Below are 16868 nucleotides of genomic sequence, written 5' to 3' on the forward strand. Positions count from 1 at the left end.
AGGCGTGATGGCCGGGGATACGCCGGAACAGGACGAGGGCAGCGTCGGCGACGGGCGCTACCGGCTGCTGCGCATGCTCGACGCGGGCGGCCTGGGGCGCGTATGGCTCGCGTACGACGAGGAGTTGGCCTGCGAGGTCGCCGTCAAGGAGATGTCGCTGCCTGATGCGTCAGGGGATGGCGGGGAGCGTGCGCAGCGCGTCGCGCGGGCGCGCGGCGAGGTGCGGCACGCGGCCGGGCTGCGCCGTCATCCGCATGTGGCGATCGTGCACGACGTGGTGATCCACGAGGGCCTGCCCTGGGTGGTCATGGAGTACGTCCCTGACGGCGTCGACCTCCGGGCGGTCCTGGGGCGTTCGGGCCCGCTGCCGCCCGCCCGGGTGGCCCGGATCGGGCTCGCCGTCCTCGACGCGCTCACCGCCGGGCACCGCATGGGCATCCTGCACCGGGATGTGAAACCGGCCAACATCCTTCTGGCGCCGGATGCTTCGGGAGATCCGTACGCGCGCGTGCTGCTCACCGGCTACGGCATCGCCCTCCATCCCGAGACCCACGAACCCCGGCTCACCACCACCGGTTACCTCGCCCCGGAGCGGGCCCGCGGCGAACCGCCCACCCCTGCCGCGGACTTGTTCTCCCTGGGCGCCACGCTGTACGCCGCAGTCGAGGGTCACGGTCCCTTCGACCGCCACGACGACTTCGCGACCCTCACGGCTCTGTTGGGCGAGGAGCCGACGCCGGCCGTCCGCGCGGGTGAACTGGCGCCGGTACTCCAGGGGTTGCTGGTCAAGGACCCGGCGTCGAGGTCGACGCCGGAGGCTGCGGCGCGGGGGTTGGAGCGGGTGGGGCGGCGGGTCGGTGCGGCGCCGGGGGGCCTGTCGGTGCCGGACGGGGTCGGGCGGGGGCGGGGTGACTTGGGCCGGATGCCGGATGGGTTTGGACCGGTGGCGGAAGGCTTCGGCTCGGCGCCGGATGGGTTTGGACCGGTGGCGGAAGGCTTCGGCTCGGCGCCGGATGGGTTTGGACCGGTGGCGGAAGGCTTCGGCTCGCCGCCGGATGGGTTCGGACCGCCGCCGGAAGGCTTCGGCTCGGCACCGGATGGGTTCGGCTCCGCACCGGTCGGCTTCGGACCAGCACCTGCCGGGTTCGGCTCGGCACCGGACGGCTTCGGGCCGGCCCCGGGCGGTCGGCCCACGGCTGATCAGCCGCCGGGGGCTGTCGCCGACGGTGCGCACGGCAGTGTCGGGAGTGGTCCGCCCGGGTACGGCGGGAGTGGACGGCCCGGGCACCCCGAGGGCGATCCGCCCGGACACGTCGCGAGCAGGCCTCGGGGTCAAGTCCCGGGCGGGCAGCCCGGATACGCCGTGGGCGGCCCCTACGTGGGCGGTCCCTACGCCCCGCAGACTCCGGGAGGGCCCCGGGCCGCCCATCAGGACCCGGCGTCGTACAGCGACCGGGCCGCGGCTGCCCTCGGGGGCTCCACGCCCGGAAGCCGGCCCGCTCCGGGGACACCGGGGACACCGGAGGTTTTCGGGACGCCGGAGGCTCCGGGCGCCCTGAACACACCCGACACTCCACCGATCCCCAGCACACCGAACACCCCGGCAGGCAGCGAGTCGCCGTACTCCCCACAAGGGCTGGCCGGTGCGCCCGGCGGAGGGTCGTACGGTCGAGGGAATCCGTACGCGAACAGCCCCACGGCGTCCTACCGGGGCGGCGCGCCGACGCGCCCCTACGCGGGCGGCCAAGGCCCGACGTATCCCGGTGGCCCGGGGTCGGTTGGCGGTGGCGGACGGCGGAGGCCGGTCGGAGCGGTTCTCGCCCTTGTTGTCGCCGTCGTGCTGGTGGTCGCCGGTGGGGTCTGGGCGGTGACCTCGTCGGGCGGTGGTGGCAAGGACACCGCGGCGACGAAGAAGGCGCCCCCGTCCGCGTCGTCGTCGACCGGTTCCGCCTATCCGTACGGCGAGGACGTAGGGCTCAAGAAGGCGTTGCGGACCGGGGATTGTGTGCACGCGGTGTGGACCGGGGCGGCGTTCGCGGCGCGGCCCGGTCTGCGGGTCGTGAGCTGTGCGCGCGGCGTTCCGGACGGCCAGGTGATGGCCGTCGACGCGGCGAGGGACTTCGCCGACGCGCGGGATCACGGGGGCGAGCGGTGCGCGGGCAAGGTGAAGGCGACGGCCGAGTCCCTGGCCGATGCGGGGGTCTATGCGCTCACTCCGACCGAGGCCGGCTTCAAGGCCGCCGGGGGCGGTACCGCGTGTCTCGTGCTCGGTCGGCAAGTGCCTATCGGCGGGGCGATAGGGCGCTTCCGGAGCATCGGGTCGAACGTGTGGACTACCGAGATGAGCGTCGGTGACTGCTGGTCGTACGTCGATCACAAGACGTACTTCACCGCGAACCTGACCGACTGCGCCGATCCGCACACCGACCAGGTGATCGGTTTCGTGACGGCCCCGGGGACCATGGCGTTCGAGGAGGCGCTGAAGCAGGGGAACAAGCTGTGCGGCGACAGGTTCGCGTCGACTTGGGCGTCCGGTGCGGACCGTTCCGTCTTCGGGTATCTGTCCGACGAGAGCAACTGGAAGGCCGGTTTCGACTCGGTCGTGTGCACCGTGGGCCGGGCCGACCGGTCCCGGACGAGCGGGGCGATATCGTCCTCCGGGACGACCGCCTCAGCGCTGTCCGCCGCGAGTTCACCCGGGGTTGGCCTCCCCGTCGCCTCCGGGTGCCAGCCTCCCGGACCGGGGCATCCGGCCGGGAGGGGACACACATGGAGAGCGGGCCTGCGATCTTCGCGGGGTTGGTGTTCGCCCTGTTCGGAGGCGCGCTGCTGCTGTGGACCGCGGTCAGGGTCCGGCACCGCGAACCCGTCGCCCAGGGTGTGAACCCGGTCGCATCGGCGACCCTCGCGAGCCTCGCCGCGATCGCCGCCCTGCTCCTCGGAACCTGGTGCTTCCTGCACGTCTGAGCAGCGCGCCGGAGCCGCGGCGCGGACGGTCGGCGGGCAACCAGGAGATCACCCTCCGGATGGCCCGGAAAAGGCCCGTGGGGACTCCGGGCGGCAGGAATGGCGGTAGTCGGGTTACCGTTCGAGTGGCCGTTGCGGGCTTTTCCCGTTTGACACGGGGGCGGGATGTACCGTCACACTCCGCAGCGTCACCATGACCCGACCTCGGGACCAAGCGATCCCGGGGAGATGCAGGCACGTCCCCGCGCCGCCCGGCACGCACTCTCGCCGCACCGGTCGAAGGCCCTGGTAGCTCCGCTACGAGGACCTCCCGCCGGCCACCGAGAGCACGGACCGAACGACGCGGAGACGCACCTGCTCCTCCCCGGAGCCGTTTGCCCGGGGGAGGCCCCAGCGTCGACCGGAGAGAAGAGCGAAGTTGTCCCCGACCAGCGAGACCGCACACGGCGGCCGCCGACTCGTCATCGTCGAGTCCCCTGCCAAGGCGAAGACGATCAAGGGCTACCTCGGCCCCGGATATGTCGTCGAGGCGAGCGTCGGGCACATCCGCGACCTTCCCAACGGCGCCGCGGAGGTGCCCGAGAAGTACACCGGCGAGGTCCGCCGCCTCGGTGTGGACGTCGACCACGACTTCGAGCCGATCTATGTGGTCAACGCCGACAAGCGGGCGCAGGTCAAGAAGCTCAAGGATCTCCTCAAGGACTCCGACGAACTCTTCCTGGCCACCGATGAGGACCGCGAGGGCGAGGCCATCGCGTGGCACCTCCTGGAGGTCCTGAAGCCCAAGGTCCCGGTCAAGCGCATGGTGTTCCACGAGATCACCAAGGACGCGATCCGCGCCGCCGTGGCCAACCCGCGCGACCTCAACCAGCCCCTGGTCGACGCCCAGGAGACCCGCCGCATCCTCGACCGCCTCTACGGCTACGAGGTCTCGCCGGTCCTCTGGAAGAAGGTCATGCCGCGCCTGTCGGCCGGCCGTGTCCAGTCCGTCGCCACCCGGCTCGTCGTCGAGCGGGAGCGCGAGCGCATCGCGTTCCGTTCCGCCGAGTACTGGGACCTGACCGGCACCTTCGGGACCGGCCGGGCCGGTGACGCGAGCGACCCGTCGACCCTCGTCGCCCGCCTCCAGGCCGTCGACGGCAAGCGCGTCGCCCAGGGCCGCGACTTCGACTCCTTGGGCCAGATCAAGGGCGCGAACACCCTCCACCTGGACGAGGCCAACGCCCGCGCGCTGGCCGCCGCCCTGGAGGACACGCGGTTCGCCGTCCGGTCCGTCGAGTCGAAGCCGTATCGACGTTCGCCGTACGCCCCGTTCCGTACGACGACGCTCCAGCAGGAGGCCAGCCGCAAGCTCGGCTTCGGCGCGAAGGCCACCATGCAGGTCGCGCAGAAGCTGTACGAGAACGGCTACATCACCTACATGCGTACGGACTCCACGACCCTGAGCGAGACGGCCGTCAGCGCCGCCCGCGCCCAGGTGACGCAGCTGTACGGCGCCGACTACCTGCCGGCCCAGCCGCGCGTGTACGCCGGGAAGGTCAAGAACGCCCAGGAGGCGCACGAGGCGATCCGCCCCTCGGGTGATCGTTTCCGCACCCCCGCCGAAACCGGCCTGGCCGGCGACCAGTTCAGGCTCTACGAGCTGATCTGGAAGCGGACCGTCGCCTCCCAGATGAAGGACGCGGTCGGCAACTCCGTCACCGTGAAGATCGCGGGCACTTCGTCCGACGGCCGGGACGTCGAGTTCAGCGCCTCCGGCAAGACGATCACCTTCCACGGGTTTTTGAAGGCCTACGTAGAGGGCGCCGACGACCCGAACGCCGAGCTGGACGACCGCGAGCGCAGGCTGCCGCAGGTCTCCGAGGGCGACGCGCTGACCGCCGAGGAACTCACGGTCGACGGGCACGCCACCAAGCCCCCGGCCCGCTACACCGAGGCGAGCCTCGTCAAGGAGCTCGAAGAGCGCGAGATCGGCCGCCCGTCGACGTACGCGTCGATCATCGGCACGATCCTCGACCGCGGCTACGTCTTCAAGAAGGGCACGGCCCTGGTGCCGTCCTTCCTGTCCTTCGCCGTCGTCAACCTCCTGGAGAAGCACTTCGGGCGGCTCGTCGACTACAGCTTCACCGCCAAGATGGAGGACGACCTCGACCGCATCGCCAGCGGCGAGGCGCAGGCCGTGCCGTGGCTGCGGCGCTTCTACTTCGGCGAGGGCGAGGCGACGGGCGCCGCCGAGGCGGGCAACGGCGACGGCGACCACCTGGGCGGCCTCAAGGAGCTCGTCACCGACCTGGGCGCGATCGACGCCCGCGAGGTGTCGTCCTTCCCGGTCGGCAACGACATCATGCTGCGCGTCGGCCGCTACGGCCCCTACGTGGAGCGCGGCGAGAAGGACTCCGAGAACCACCAGCGCGCCGACGTCCCCGAGGACCTGGCGCCGGACGAGCTCAGCGTCGAGCACGCCGAGGAACTGCTCGCCAAGCCGAGCGGCGACTTCGAGCTGGGCGCCGACCCCGAGTCGGGCCACCAGATCATCGCCCGGGACGGCCGCTACGGCCCGTACGTCACCGAGGTGCTCCCCGAGGGCACCCCGAAGACCGGCAAGAACGCCGTCAAGCCGCGTACGGCCTCGCTGTTCAAGTCGATGACCCTCGACACGGTGACGCTCGCCGACGCCCTCAAGCTGATGTCGCTGCCGCGCGTCGTCGGCAAGGACGCCGAGGGCGTGGAGATCACCGCGCAGAACGGGCGCTACGGGCCGTACCTGAAGAAGGGCACGGACTCCCGCTCGCTGACGGCCGAGGACCAGCTCTTCACGATCACCCTCGAAGAGGCGCTGGAGATCTACTCCCAGCCCAAGCAGCGCGGCCGGGCCGCCGCCAAGCCGCCGCTGAAGGAACTGGGCACCGACCCGGTCAGCGAGAAGCCCGTCGTCGTCAAGGACGGCCGCTTCGGCCCGTACGTCACCGACGGCGAGACCAACGCGACCCTGCGCTCCGGCGACAGCGTCGAGGAGATCACCCCGGAGCGCGGCTACGAGCTGCTCGCCGAGAAGCGGGCCAAGTCGCCCGCCAAGAAGACGGCGAAGAAGGCCCCGGCGAAGAAGACGGCGGCCAAGAAGGCGCCCGCCAAGAAGACGACGACGGCCAAGAAGGCCGTGGCGAAGAAGACGACGACGGCCGCCAAGAAGACGACCACCGCCGCCAAGACCGCGACCGCGAAGAAGACGGCCACCTCCAAGGTGACGTCCGAGGACTGATCGGACGGTTGGGGAGCGCACGCTTCCTGCACCAGAGGGTCGCGAAACGAACGCCCCGGCATCACTTTGGTGTCGGGGCGTGCGCAGGTCCGGGCGGGCGCGGCTTGTTGTCGGTGGCTGCCGATAGGCTGAAAGCATGACGCCAGCCGAGCAGCCAACGGCCCACCAGCCGGCCCCCGACGACGCCCTTGTCGCGGACTCCCGCGAGCGTGCCGTCCGCGCCCTGCTGCGCCAGCCGCAGCTCAAGCGGTTGTGGAGCGCACAGCTCGTGACGGGTGTCGGTGACACCCTCGCCCTGCTGGTCCTGGTCGTGCTCGCCTTCCAGGCGGCCATCGCCCAGGGCTCGTTCGGCGGTGGTTACCGGGGTGTGGCGTTCGCGGTGGCGACCGTCTTCGGGGCGCGCATCCTGGCGACGCTGCTCTTCGGGGCGGTGCTGCTCGGCCCGCTCACGTCGCTCACCTCCCAGGAGGGGCCGCTCGACCGGCGCTGGACCATGGTCGGCGCGGACGGTCTGCGGGCCGCGCTGCTGATCGTCGCCCCCCTGTGGATCGACTGGACTCCGGACAACGCACTGGCGGTGCTCCTGGTGACCGCCTTCGTCACCGGGGTCGCCGAGCGCTTCTGGACGGTGTGCCGCGAGAGCGCCGGGCCCGCCCTGCTGCCCGCCCCGCCGCTGGAGGGCGCCACGGTCCGGCCGCTGCCCGACCACATGGACGCGCTGCGCCGGCTGTCGCTGCGCACGAGCTTCGTGACCATCCCCCTCGCGGCCGCCGCCCTCGTCGTGGCGGCCCTGCTCAACAACCTGCTGGGCACGGGCGTCGCCTGGTTCGACCAGCACCAGGCCGCGCTCGGTTCGTACGTCGCGGCCGGGCTGTTCGCCGCGTCCCTCTCCGTGCTGACCGCCCTGGAACTGCCCGGAATCCGCACCCCGCGCGCGCGGTCGCCGCTCGAAGGCCTGCGCCGCCCCAGGACGGGCACCGGCGTCGACAAGGGCCGTACGGGCGCGATCGCGCTGCTCGTGGTCGCCTGCGCGGCCGTCGCCGGGGCGATCTCCGCCGCCGTCGCGGTGTCCGTGCTCCAGGCCCAGGATCTGCACGGCGGCCCGGTGACCTTCGGGCTGCTGGTCCTCGGGTTGACCGGCGGGGTCGTGGTCGGCATCCGTACGGCGCCCGCCCTGCTGCCGACGCTGTCGCGCCGCCGCCTGCTGACGCTCGCCATCGCCTTCACCGGCATCGCGCTGCTCGCCGCGGGCCTGGTCCCGGACCTCACCACCGTGCTGCTGATCGTCGCGCTCGCCGGCATCGGCGCGGGCGTGGCCGCCAACACCGGGCACACCCTCCTCGACCAGGAGGCCGAGGACTACCGCCGGGCGCGTACGACCGAGCACCTGCACGCGGTCGTCCGGGTCGCGGTGGCGCTCGGCGCGCTGATCGCCCCCCTGGTGGCGGCGCTGATCGGCCCGCACCGCCTGGAGAACGGCAAGTTCGTGTTCGCGCACGGCGGTGCCGCGTTCACGCTGATGCTGGTCGGCGCCCTGCTGCTGCCGGTCGCCGCGCTGGTCCTGGCCAAGGTCGACGACCGCGCCGGAGTGCCGCTGCGGCACGACCTGCGGGACGCGCTGCTCGGCGGCGACGACCCCGACACGGTGCCCGCGAGCACCGGCTTCTTCATCGCCCTGGAGGGCGGCGACGGCGCCGGGAAGTCCACCCAGGCCGAGGCCCTCGCCGAGTGGATCAGGGGCAAGGGACACGAGGTCGTGCTGACCCGCGAGCCCGGCGCGACCCCGGTCGGCAAGCGGCTGCGGTCGATCCTGCTCGACGTGTCGTCGGCGGGACTGTCCCACCGCGCGGAGGCGCTGCTCTACGCCGCCGACCGCGCGGAGCACGTCGACACCGTCGTACGGCCGGCTCTGGAGCGCGGCGCGGTCGTCGTCTCCGACCGCTACATCGACTCCTCCGTCGCCTACCAGGGCGCCGGCCGGGACCTGTCCCCGACCGAGATCGCCCGCATCAACCGCTGGGCCACGGACGGACTCGTCCCGCACATGACCGTTCTGCTGGACGTGGACCCGGAGACCGCCCGCGAGCGGTTCACCGAGGCGCCGGACCGACTGGAGTCGGAGCCCGCCGAGTTCCACGCGCGCGTACGGTCCGGTTTCCTCACGCTGGCCGCCGCCGACCCGAGCCGCTACCTGGTGGTCGACGCGGGTCAGGAGCCCGAAGCCGTCACCACGGTGATCAGGCACCGCCTCGACACCGTCCTGCCGCTCTCCGAGGCCGAGATCAAGGCCCAGGAGGAAGCGCGCAAGGCCGCCGAGGAGGAGGCCCGCCGCAAGGCCGAGGAAGAGGCCGCGCGGAAGGCCGAGGAGGAGCGCCTGGAGCGCGAGCGCCAGGAGCAGCTCGCCCAGCTGCGCGCCGAGGAGGAGGAGCGCAAGCGGCGCGAGCTGGAGGAGGCCCAGCGCCGCGAGGCCGAACGCCAGGCGGAAGAGGCCCGGCAGCGCGCCGAGGACGCACGCAGGCGTGCCGAGGAGGAGAAGGCCCGCCTCCTCGCCGAGGAGGAGGCCCGCGCCGCCGAGGAGGCCCGCCGCAGGGCGGAGGCCGACCGGTTGCGCCGGCAGGCCGAGGACGAGGCCCGGCTGCGCGCCGAGGCGGAGGCACGGCGACTGGAGAAGCAGCGCAAGGCCGAGGCGGCCCTGCTCGCGGCCGAGGAGGCCCGCCGCCTGGCGGCGGAGGCGGCGGCCGCAGCGGAGCGGGCGGCTCGACAGCCGACGGCTCCTGTGACTCCTGCGGCTCCGGAGCCCAGGCCTGAGGCGTCGACCGTGCCGACGCCGGTGGTGAAGCCGGGTTCGGGCGCGGGTGCCGGTGCGCGTGGGCGGTCGGCGGAGGACACGGCTGTGCTGCGGCCGGTGAGTTCCGGCTCCGATTCAGGATCCGGTTCTGGTTCAGGTTCTGGTTCTGGTTCCGGGGACGAGACGGCCGTACTGCGGTCGGTGTCCGGGGACTCCGAGGCGTCCGGTTCCGAGGTGCGCGACTCCGAGCGGACGGCCGAGCTGCCGCAGCCGCCCGCTCCTGCCGGGGCCGCGGACGAGACGGCCGTACTGCCCCCGGTGTCCGCTGCCGAGGAGACGGCGGTGCTGCCGCCGGTCGGTGCTGCGGAGGAGACCGCGGTGCTGCCGCCGGTGCGCGACCAGGAGTCGTCGGACCGGGTGCCCGCGGGCTTCTTCCGGGACGAGCGTCCGGCCGGTCAGGGCGACGGCGAGGACCGTACCCGCGAGCTGCCCCAGGTCGACGAGCAGGGTGCGCCCCGGCGCCGGCCGCGTCCCGACTGGGCCGAGGAGACTCCGCTGGACGACCTGCCCTCGCTGGCCGACGAACTGCTCGGCCCGCGCGAGGACGGCGACTTCGGCCGGGACGATGACGGCACCGGGCGGGGACGTGGCCGGGGGCGCAGGGGCTGACGCCAGTGGGGGCGTCGACCCGTGCTTCGCCCCCCCCGAGCCGCTCCCCGACCCCCGTTGTCAGTGGTGGCCCGCACAATGGATCGCGTAACTCGAAACGTGACGAAAGGGCCGGTGACCCATGACGGTGTGGGATGACCTGGTGGGCCAGGAGAAGGTGAGCGAGCAGCTCGATGCCGCCGCTCGGGACGCCGACGCCTTCGTCACCGCGGCGACCACCGGCACGGCCCCGCCGGAGGCGTCGAAGATGACGCACGCCTGGCTGTTCACGGGGCCGCCCGGCGCGGGACGCAACCAGGCGGCGCGAGCCTTCGCCGCCGCCCTGCAGTGCGTGAGCCCCGACCGCGCGCTCGGCGGCAGCCCCGGGTGCGGCTTCTGCGACGGCTGTCATACGGCGCTGATCGGCACCCACGCCGACGTCACCACGGTCGCCGCGGTCGGCACGCAGATCCTCGCCGACGACATGCGGGACACGGTCCGCAAGTCCTTCACCTCACCGGCGACCGGCCGCTGGCAGATCATCCTCGTCGAGGACGCCGAGCGGCTGAACGAGAAGTCGGCCAACGCCGTCCTCAAGGCCGTGGAGGAACCCGCCCCCCGCACGGTGTGGCTCCTCTGCGCCCCCTCGATCGAGGACGTCCTGCCCACGATCCGCTCCCGCTGCCGCCACCTGAACCTGACCACGCCCTCGGTCGACGCCGTCGCCGACCTGCTCGTACGGCGGGAGGGCGTCGAACCGGCCGTGGCGATGGCCGCCGCGCGCGCCACGCAGGGGCATGTCGACCGGGCCCGCCGACTGGCCACGGACCCGGCCGCGCGCGAGCGCCGGGCCGCCGTGCTGAAGCTGCCGTTGCGGGTCGAGGACGTCGGCGGGTGCCTCAAGGCCGCCCAGGAGCTGGTGGACGCGGCGGCCGAGGACGCGAAGCAGCTGGCCGAGGAGGTGGACGACAAGGAGACCGAGGAGATGAAGGCCGCGATGGGCGGCGGTCAGGGCAGCCGGATGCCGCGGGGCACGGCCGGGGTGATGAAGGACCTGGAGGACAAGCAGAAGCGCCGCAGGACGCGTACGCAGCGCGACAGTCTCGACCTCGCGCTCACCGACCTCACCGCGTTCTACCGGGATGTGCTCGCCCTCCAGCTCGGTTCGCGAGTGGCGATCGCCAACGCGGATGCCGAGGACGCGCTGGAGCGGCTCGCGCGCGCCGGTTCCCCGGAGTCCACGCTGCGCCGTATCGAGGCGATCGGCGCGTGTCGCGTGGCGCTCGACCGGAACGTGGCGCCGCTGCTCGCGGTGGAGGCGATGACGTTGGCGCTCAGAGCGGGGTGAGGGGCGGGTTGGAACGCGGGCCGAGCCCTGGGCCGAGCGTTGGGATGGCCTTTCGGGCGTGAGAGTGCTGGGACGGCCTTTCGGGCGCGAGGTTGACGGTGTAACTCGTCCGGGGCGGATCATGCGCGCAGAGCATTCACGTGATCGCGCAGGGTTACGCTCGGTCGATGTACATCAGGCGCCCCCTCCGCCGGCCCAGCGAGCGTAGCCAGCCGAGTCAGCCCAGCCAGGACCGTCGAAGCCACGGAAGCCCCCGCACCCGTCGGACCGGCGGCACGCTGCTCGCCGTAGCCGCGCTGCTCGTGTCCACCGCGTGTTCCTCGGGGAGTTCGACACCGGCGACGAGTCCGGCCGCGGACGTGGCGCTGGCCGCGCTGCCGCAGGCGACGCCGTCCACGCTGACGTCGTACTACGGGCAGAAGCTCAGTTGGCACACGTGCGGTGTCCCCGGTTTCGAGTGCGCCACGATGAAGGCGCCGCTGGACTACGCCAAGCCCACGGCGGGGGACATCCGGCTCGCGGTCGCCCGCAAGAAGGCCACCGGCAAGGGCAAGCCGCTCGGTTCGCTGATGGTGAATCCGGGCGGGCCGGGCGGTTCGGCGGTCGGCTATCTCCAGCAGTACGCCGGGATCGGCTACCCGGCCGAGGTCCGCGCCCGCTACGACATGGTCGCGATGGACCCCCGCGGCGTCGCCCGCAGCGAGCCGGTCGAGTGCCTCGGCGGGCGGGCCATGGACACGTTCACGCAGACCGACACGACCCCCGACGACCAGCACGAGACCACCGAACTCGTCGCCGCGTACAAGAAGTTCGCGGAAGGCTGCGGCGCACACTCGCCCGACGTCCTGCGCCATGTCTCGACGATCGAGGCGGCACGGGACATGGACATCCTGCGGGCGGTGCTGGGGGACCGGAAACTGACGTACGTCGGGGCGTCGTACGGGACGTTCCTCGGAGCGACGTACGCGGGCCTCTTCCCCGACCGGGTCGGCCGCGTCGTCCTCGACGGCGCGATGGACCCGTCCCTGCCCGCGCGCCGCATGAACCTCGACCAGACGGCGGGCTTCGAGACGGCGTTCCAGTCCTTCGCGAAGGACTGCGTACGGCAGACCGACTGCCCGCTCGGCGGCAAGGGCACGAAGCCCGATCGGGTCGGCGACAACCTGAAGGCGTTCTTCAAGAAACTCGACGCGCACCCGATCCCCACCGGCGACGCGGACGGCCGCAAGCTCGGCGAGGCGCTCGCGACCACCGGCGTGATCGCGGCGATGTACGACGAGGCGGCCTGGCCGCAGTTGCGCGAGGCGCTCACGGCGGCGATGAAGGAGAACGACGGCGCCGGGCTGCTCGTCCTCTCCGACAGCTACTACGAGCGTGACGCCGACGGCCGCTACTCGAACCTGATGTTCGCCAACGCCGCCGTGAACTGCCTCGATCTCCCGGCCGCGTTCTCGACCACCGACCAGGTCGAGAAGGCCCTGCCCGCCTTCGAGAAGGCGTCCCCGGTCTTCGGCGACGGCCTCGCCTGGGCCTCCCTGAACTGCGCGTACTGGCCGGTCAAGGCCACGGGCGAACCCCACCGCATCGAGGCGAAGGGCGCCGCCCCGATCGTGGTCGTCGGCACGACCCGGGATCCGGCGACGCCGTACCGGTGGGCCCAGTCCCTTGCCCGCCAGCTCTCTTCGGGGCGGCTGCTGACGTATGTGGGGGATGGGCACACCGCGTATGGGCGGGGTAGTGCGTGCGTCGACTCGGCGATCGATGCGTATGTGCTGCGGGGGAGGGTGCCGGGGGAGGGGAAGCGGTGTTCGTAGCGTTGGTGGGGTGCGGGTCGGTGCGGGCGGCGGGGTGCCTCCGGGGGTGCTTCCGGGGGGTGTACGGAGCACCCCCGGAAACTGTGTAGACTTTCCGACGTTGCTGATCGCACCATGGTGTGGACAGCGCGCCGCCTTAGCTCAGATGGCCAGAGCAACGCACTCGTAATGCGTAGGTCTCGGGTTCGAATCCCGAAGGCGGCTCTGCCGAAGCCTCAGGACTCACTCGCCGTGACCTGGGGCTTTTGCTTTTCCTTGACCTTCTGGGGTGTGCGGCTGCGAGGTCTCGGGGCCTCTTGCGTGAGCGATACGGGTCTTCCGGGGACGTACCGGGGACACAGTGCGGAACGATCATCGGATGTGCCTTGCCTGGCTGAGAGGCCAAGTGCCGGTCGCCAGCGTGCAGATGGCACCGGCGACCAGCTCTGGCGGCAGCAGGCATACGAAACGGGCGAGCCCAGGATGTGAGTCCTGGGCTCGCCCGTTGGCTGTGTGCGGGTACGTCAGGCGGCTGCCGCGGCCGTGCCTTCGTCCCCGTCGGTCTCCTCTTCCTCCGGTTCCTCCGCGTCTTCCTCGGTCGCGCTGTCGTCCTTCTCGTCCTCCTCGGGCTCCTGGAGGATCTTCTTGCGTGCTCGGGGGACAGCGGCGAGGGTGGCCTCGGCGGCTTCCTTCTCGACCTCTTCGAGGACGCTGGTGTAGATGTCGCCGGTCACCTTGATCGAGGAGTGGCCGAGCTTCTTCTGCACGACCTTGATGTGGACGCCGGCCAGGAGGGCGATGGTGGCGGCACCGTGGCGGAGGTCGTGCAGGCGGATCGGCGGCAGGTTGACCTTCTTGTAGAGCCGCTCGAAGCGGTCGGAGAAGAACTGCGGGTGGTAGACGGTGCCGTCCTCGATGGTGAAGACGCGCCCGCTGTCCTCCCAGGGCTTCTTCTTCTCCAGGGCTGTGGCGTGCTCGGCTTCCTGGCGGGCCTTCCACCAGCGCAGGAGGTCGCGGGTGTCCTGGTCGAGGGTGATGTCGCGGATCTGGTCGGTCTTCGGGGTGTCCTCGTACGGCTCGTACGCGACGGCGACGATCTGCTCGGTGATGTGGATGACGCCTTCGTCGAGGTCCACCTCGCCCCAGGACAGGGCGCAGGACTCGCCGCGGCGCAGGCCGTGGAAGGCGATGAGGTGCCAGAGGGGGTAGAGCCGGTCGTGAACGACGGAGTCGAGGAACTGGCCGGTGTGTTCGGGGCGCCAGACCATCACGGAGTTCGGCTTGGTGCCCGTCTTGCGCCAGGCGGTGACGCGCGAGGCTGTCCAGACCATCGGCCTGGGCGGGCGGTAGGAGGGGAGGTCGACGTAGGCGGCCCAGTTGTCGGAGATGGTGCGCTGTTTGCGCGCGGACTCCAGTGCCGAGCTGAGGGCGACTTTGATACGTGTCTGGGTACCAGCCTCGGTGGGGCGGCGGGGCTTGGCCAGCGCTTCCTTCAGCTTCTGCTTCGCCTCGTTCCACTTCTTGCGGAGTTCCGGCAGGCGGGGCGCTTCGGCGTCGCGCCACGTTTTGTGGGCCGCGCGTTCGGCGGCGCGGGCGAGGGTGGCGGCGGTCTGGTTGGCGAGCCGGGTCTCGTTCTCCGTACGGATCGCCGTGAACATGTCCTCGACGTGCCGGGTACGCAGGTCGCGGAGCTTGATGTGCCCGAGCTGCGGGACGAAGTACAGCCGTAGGTAGTCCTCGTAGCTGTGGCGGGTGGACCGCTTGATGCGCTGCTTGCCGTCGAGCCAGCGCCGTAGGTACTGGCTCATGGTCTCGTCGGACAGGACGTCGATGCCGGCCTGCGCGAGGTCCCAGACCTGCTGTGCCTTGTCCTCGGCGTCCTTCTTGGTGGCGAAGCCGCCCTTGCGGGGTCTGCGCCGTTTTCCGCCGGGGCCGGGCTCCAACTCGACGTAGTAGTACCAGGATCCGTGGTCGCGTCGCTTGAGCGCGGGGCACTGCGTTCCGAGTTCGCCGATCTTCTGAGTGCCGTCCTCTTCGAGGACGGGTTTTCCCTTTGCGTCTACAAGCGGCCCCTTGCATGTGGTGCATCGCTTGTAGACGGACCCCTTGAACACGTTGCTTCCCTTCCTGTGTCGATCGGTGTCGGCGGCATCCCGAACACCGTCGAGCATATGTGGAGACGGTTCAATGTCTCCTTGATAATGTCGATGCAGATGAACGGCTTGGTAGTGGCGGAAGCTGGCTGGTATCTGCTCGGGCTCACACGCGCCGGGCGCTCGTACATATGTGGCGGCAGTTGAGTTTGCGTGCAGCCCGTTTGGGCGGACGAGGATCTTGGTGCCCTCGCTGGAGAGACTCTAGGCACGGCCGGGACTGTTCGGGAGGCGCGGGAGCGAGATGGGAGAGCCTGAACATGAGTGATCGTCGAGATTCGGCCAAGGGTGGAGCGGTGCTTGGCGATGGTGCCGGGATGACCCGAGCGGAAGTGCTGTCGCTGCCGGTCGCGATCGATGTCCTGACCGCCGGCAGGGCGTTCGGCCTGGGTCGGAACACGACGTACGAGCTGATCAACGCCGGAGAGTTCCCGGTGAAGGTCCACCAGTACGGCAAGGGCAACCGCAGAGTCCTGACCGCGGAGTTGTGGGTGGCGCTCGGGGTGGAGTCGAAGTAGATGGGGGCGCGACAGGGCGTTTTCCTCCTGAACCCGGCGCTGCTGTGGAGTCGACTACCGCTCGGCTTGAAACTCCTAATGAGATGAGCGGTGTGGATCTGGCACGCTGGGACCCGTCACCCGATGAGCAACCAACTGGTTGCGCATCGGGTGATGAGTGTGCGACCTTGAGGTAGCAGGCCCGGACGAGATGAGGTTGCAATGATCCACGACACGATCGAACGCACCATCGCGATCAACGCCCCCGTGGAGCGGGTGTGGTCCGTGCTGACCGAACCCACCTTCCTCGGTCGCTGGTTCGGCAACGGAGAGCCAGTCAAGATCGACCTGCGCCCCGGCGGTCTTCTCGTCTTCGACCACGGCGTCCATGGCGTCATTCCCGCCCGGATCGAGACCGTCGAGCCACCACGGGTCTTCTCCTGGCGGTGGTCTCAAGGCGCCGCCGGCGAAGAGCCGGACGATACCAATGCCACCCTGGTCGAGTTCACCCTGACCGAAGATGACTCCACCGGAGGCACCCAACTCGCCCTGATCGAGAGCGGCTTCGCGCGACTCGGGCTGCCAACCGACGAGGCTGCCGAACGTCACCGCGCCAACAGCCAGAACTGGCCCGGCAAGCTCGACCAACTGCGCGCGGTCTGCGAACCGACCAAGGCATGACCCGCACCGCCGATGACGATCAGGTCTCCGAGCATGTGCTGGTAGCCCTGGCTGACCCGACTCGTCGAGAAGTGCTCGCCATGCTTGCCCGCGAAGGCGGCGCCACATCGACATCCCTGGCAGCGAGCCTGCCCGTCACCCGCCAGGCGGTGGCCAAACACTTGGCCGTCCTGGACCGCGCTGGGCTCGTCCGCGCCCACCGGGCCGGCCGCGAGGTCCGCTACGAAGCCGACCTGCAACCGCTGAAGCAGACAACGCAGTGGATGGCCACCCTCGCCACCCAGTGGGAACACCGCCTCAACGCCATCAAGGCCCTGGCGGAAGGCGCCACTGGGCCCCTGAATCCCGCATGCCACCCCACGAACCCGTCGCAATGCAGAGTCTCCTCCAGCAGATGAGCGCGCACCCGAGGGTGAGGAAGGCTTCGCGGATCTCCCAGCGGATCCACAGGCGGCGGAACCAGTGCAGATGAGCGAACGCGCGCTCCACGACCCAGGGTTGGGCGCCGAGCCCGGAGCCATACTCGGGGCCTCGGCGGGCGATCAGTGGCTTCACACCGAGGTCCCAGACGAGTCGGCGGTACTTGTCGTGGTCGTGGTCGTGGCCGCGGTCGGCCAACACGACGTCCGAGCGGCGCTGGGGCCGACCGGTCTTGCCCCGCACCGGTGGCACGGCTTGCAGGAGCGGGATCAGTTGGGTGTTTCCCGCGGGAAACACCTGTCTGGTCCGTCAGA

The 16868-nt window shown here is 71.1% G+C and carries 9 protein-coding genes, 1 tRNA gene and 1 pseudogene; 9 read left to right on the plus strand and 2 right to left on the minus strand.

The annotated features are described in order from the left end of the window. Nucleotides 1–7: 7 nt before the first annotated feature. The 6 genes from R2B38_RS22350 to R2B38_RS22375 all read left to right on the plus strand — a co-directional run bounded on the left by R2B38_RS22350 (nt 8) and on the right by R2B38_RS22375 (nt 13028). Entirely contained in the window at nt 8–2884 is a 2877-nt protein-coding gene (locus tag R2B38_RS22350; RefSeq protein WP_318017825.1) for a serine/threonine-protein kinase, read from the plus strand. Nucleotides 2885–3385: 501 nt separating this feature from the next. After that, nucleotides 3386–6226 carry a type I DNA topoisomerase gene (topA, locus tag R2B38_RS22355; protein WP_318017826.1) on the plus strand — a complete coding sequence of 947 codons (2841 nt, stop codon included), beginning with the start codon at nt 3386–3388 and terminating at the stop codon, nt 6224–6226. A gap of 136 nt (nt 6227–6362) precedes the next feature. After that, nucleotides 6363–9683: a dTMP kinase gene (tmk, locus tag R2B38_RS22360; RefSeq protein WP_318017827.1), complete on the plus strand. Its 3321-nt coding sequence runs from the start codon at nt 6363–6365 to the stop codon at nt 9681–9683. A gap of 121 nt (nt 9684–9804) precedes the next feature. After that, nucleotides 9805–11010, plus strand: a complete 1206-nt coding sequence (locus tag R2B38_RS22365; protein WP_033286340.1) for a DNA polymerase III subunit delta' — start codon at nt 9805–9807, stop codon at nt 11008–11010. Nucleotides 11011–11177: 167 nt separating this feature from the next. Next, nucleotides 11178–12824: an alpha/beta hydrolase gene (locus R2B38_RS22370; RefSeq protein WP_318017828.1), complete on the plus strand. Its 1647-nt coding sequence runs from the start codon at nt 11178–11180 to the stop codon at nt 12822–12824. Nucleotides 12825–12954: 130 nt separating this feature from the next. Then, nucleotides 12955–13028, plus strand: a tRNA-Thr gene (locus R2B38_RS22375). 299 nt (nt 13029–13327) lie between these two features. Here R2B38_RS22375 and R2B38_RS22380 read toward each other — a convergent pair. Further along, nucleotides 13328–14917 (minus strand): tyrosine-type recombinase/integrase, encoded by a 1590-nt coding sequence (locus tag R2B38_RS22380; RefSeq protein WP_318017829.1) that lies wholly within the window; start codon nt 14915–14917, stop codon nt 13328–13330. A 356-nt stretch (nt 14918–15273) separates the two neighbouring features. On the opposite strand from R2B38_RS22380, the gene R2B38_RS22385 reads away from it, so the two are divergent. From R2B38_RS22385 to R2B38_RS22395, 3 genes are all read left to right on the plus strand, one after another. Continuing rightward, nucleotides 15274–15474, plus strand: coding sequence for a DNA-binding protein (locus R2B38_RS22385; RefSeq protein ID WP_318017830.1), 201 nt, complete (start codon nt 15274–15276; stop codon nt 15472–15474). A gap of 201 nt (nt 15475–15675) precedes the next feature. Then, a complete protein-coding gene (locus R2B38_RS22390) occupies nt 15676–16134 on the plus strand; it encodes an SRPBCC domain-containing protein (RefSeq protein ID WP_318017831.1) in 459 nt (152 codons plus the stop codon). Next, on the plus strand, nt 16131–16532 hold the full coding sequence (locus R2B38_RS22395; protein ID WP_318017832.1) for a metalloregulator ArsR/SmtB family transcription factor: 402 nt from the start codon (nt 16131–16133) through the stop codon (nt 16530–16532). Before R2B38_RS22390 ends, R2B38_RS22395 begins: the two co-directional genes overlap by 4 nt. On the opposite strand, the pseudogene R2B38_RS51345 reads toward R2B38_RS22395, so the two are convergent. Then, nucleotides 16513–16833 (minus strand): annotated as a pseudogene (locus R2B38_RS51345) (IS5/IS1182 family transposase); the annotation flags it as partial. The gene R2B38_RS22395 and the pseudogene R2B38_RS51345 sit on opposite strands and share 20 nt — an antisense overlap. Between the last annotated feature and the right edge of the window lie 35 nt (nt 16834–16868).

Origin of the sequence: Streptomyces sp. N50, from assembly GCF_033335955.1 — a bacterium.
In the GTDB taxonomy this organism is placed as follows: domain Bacteria; phylum Actinomycetota; class Actinomycetes; order Streptomycetales; family Streptomycetaceae; genus Streptomyces.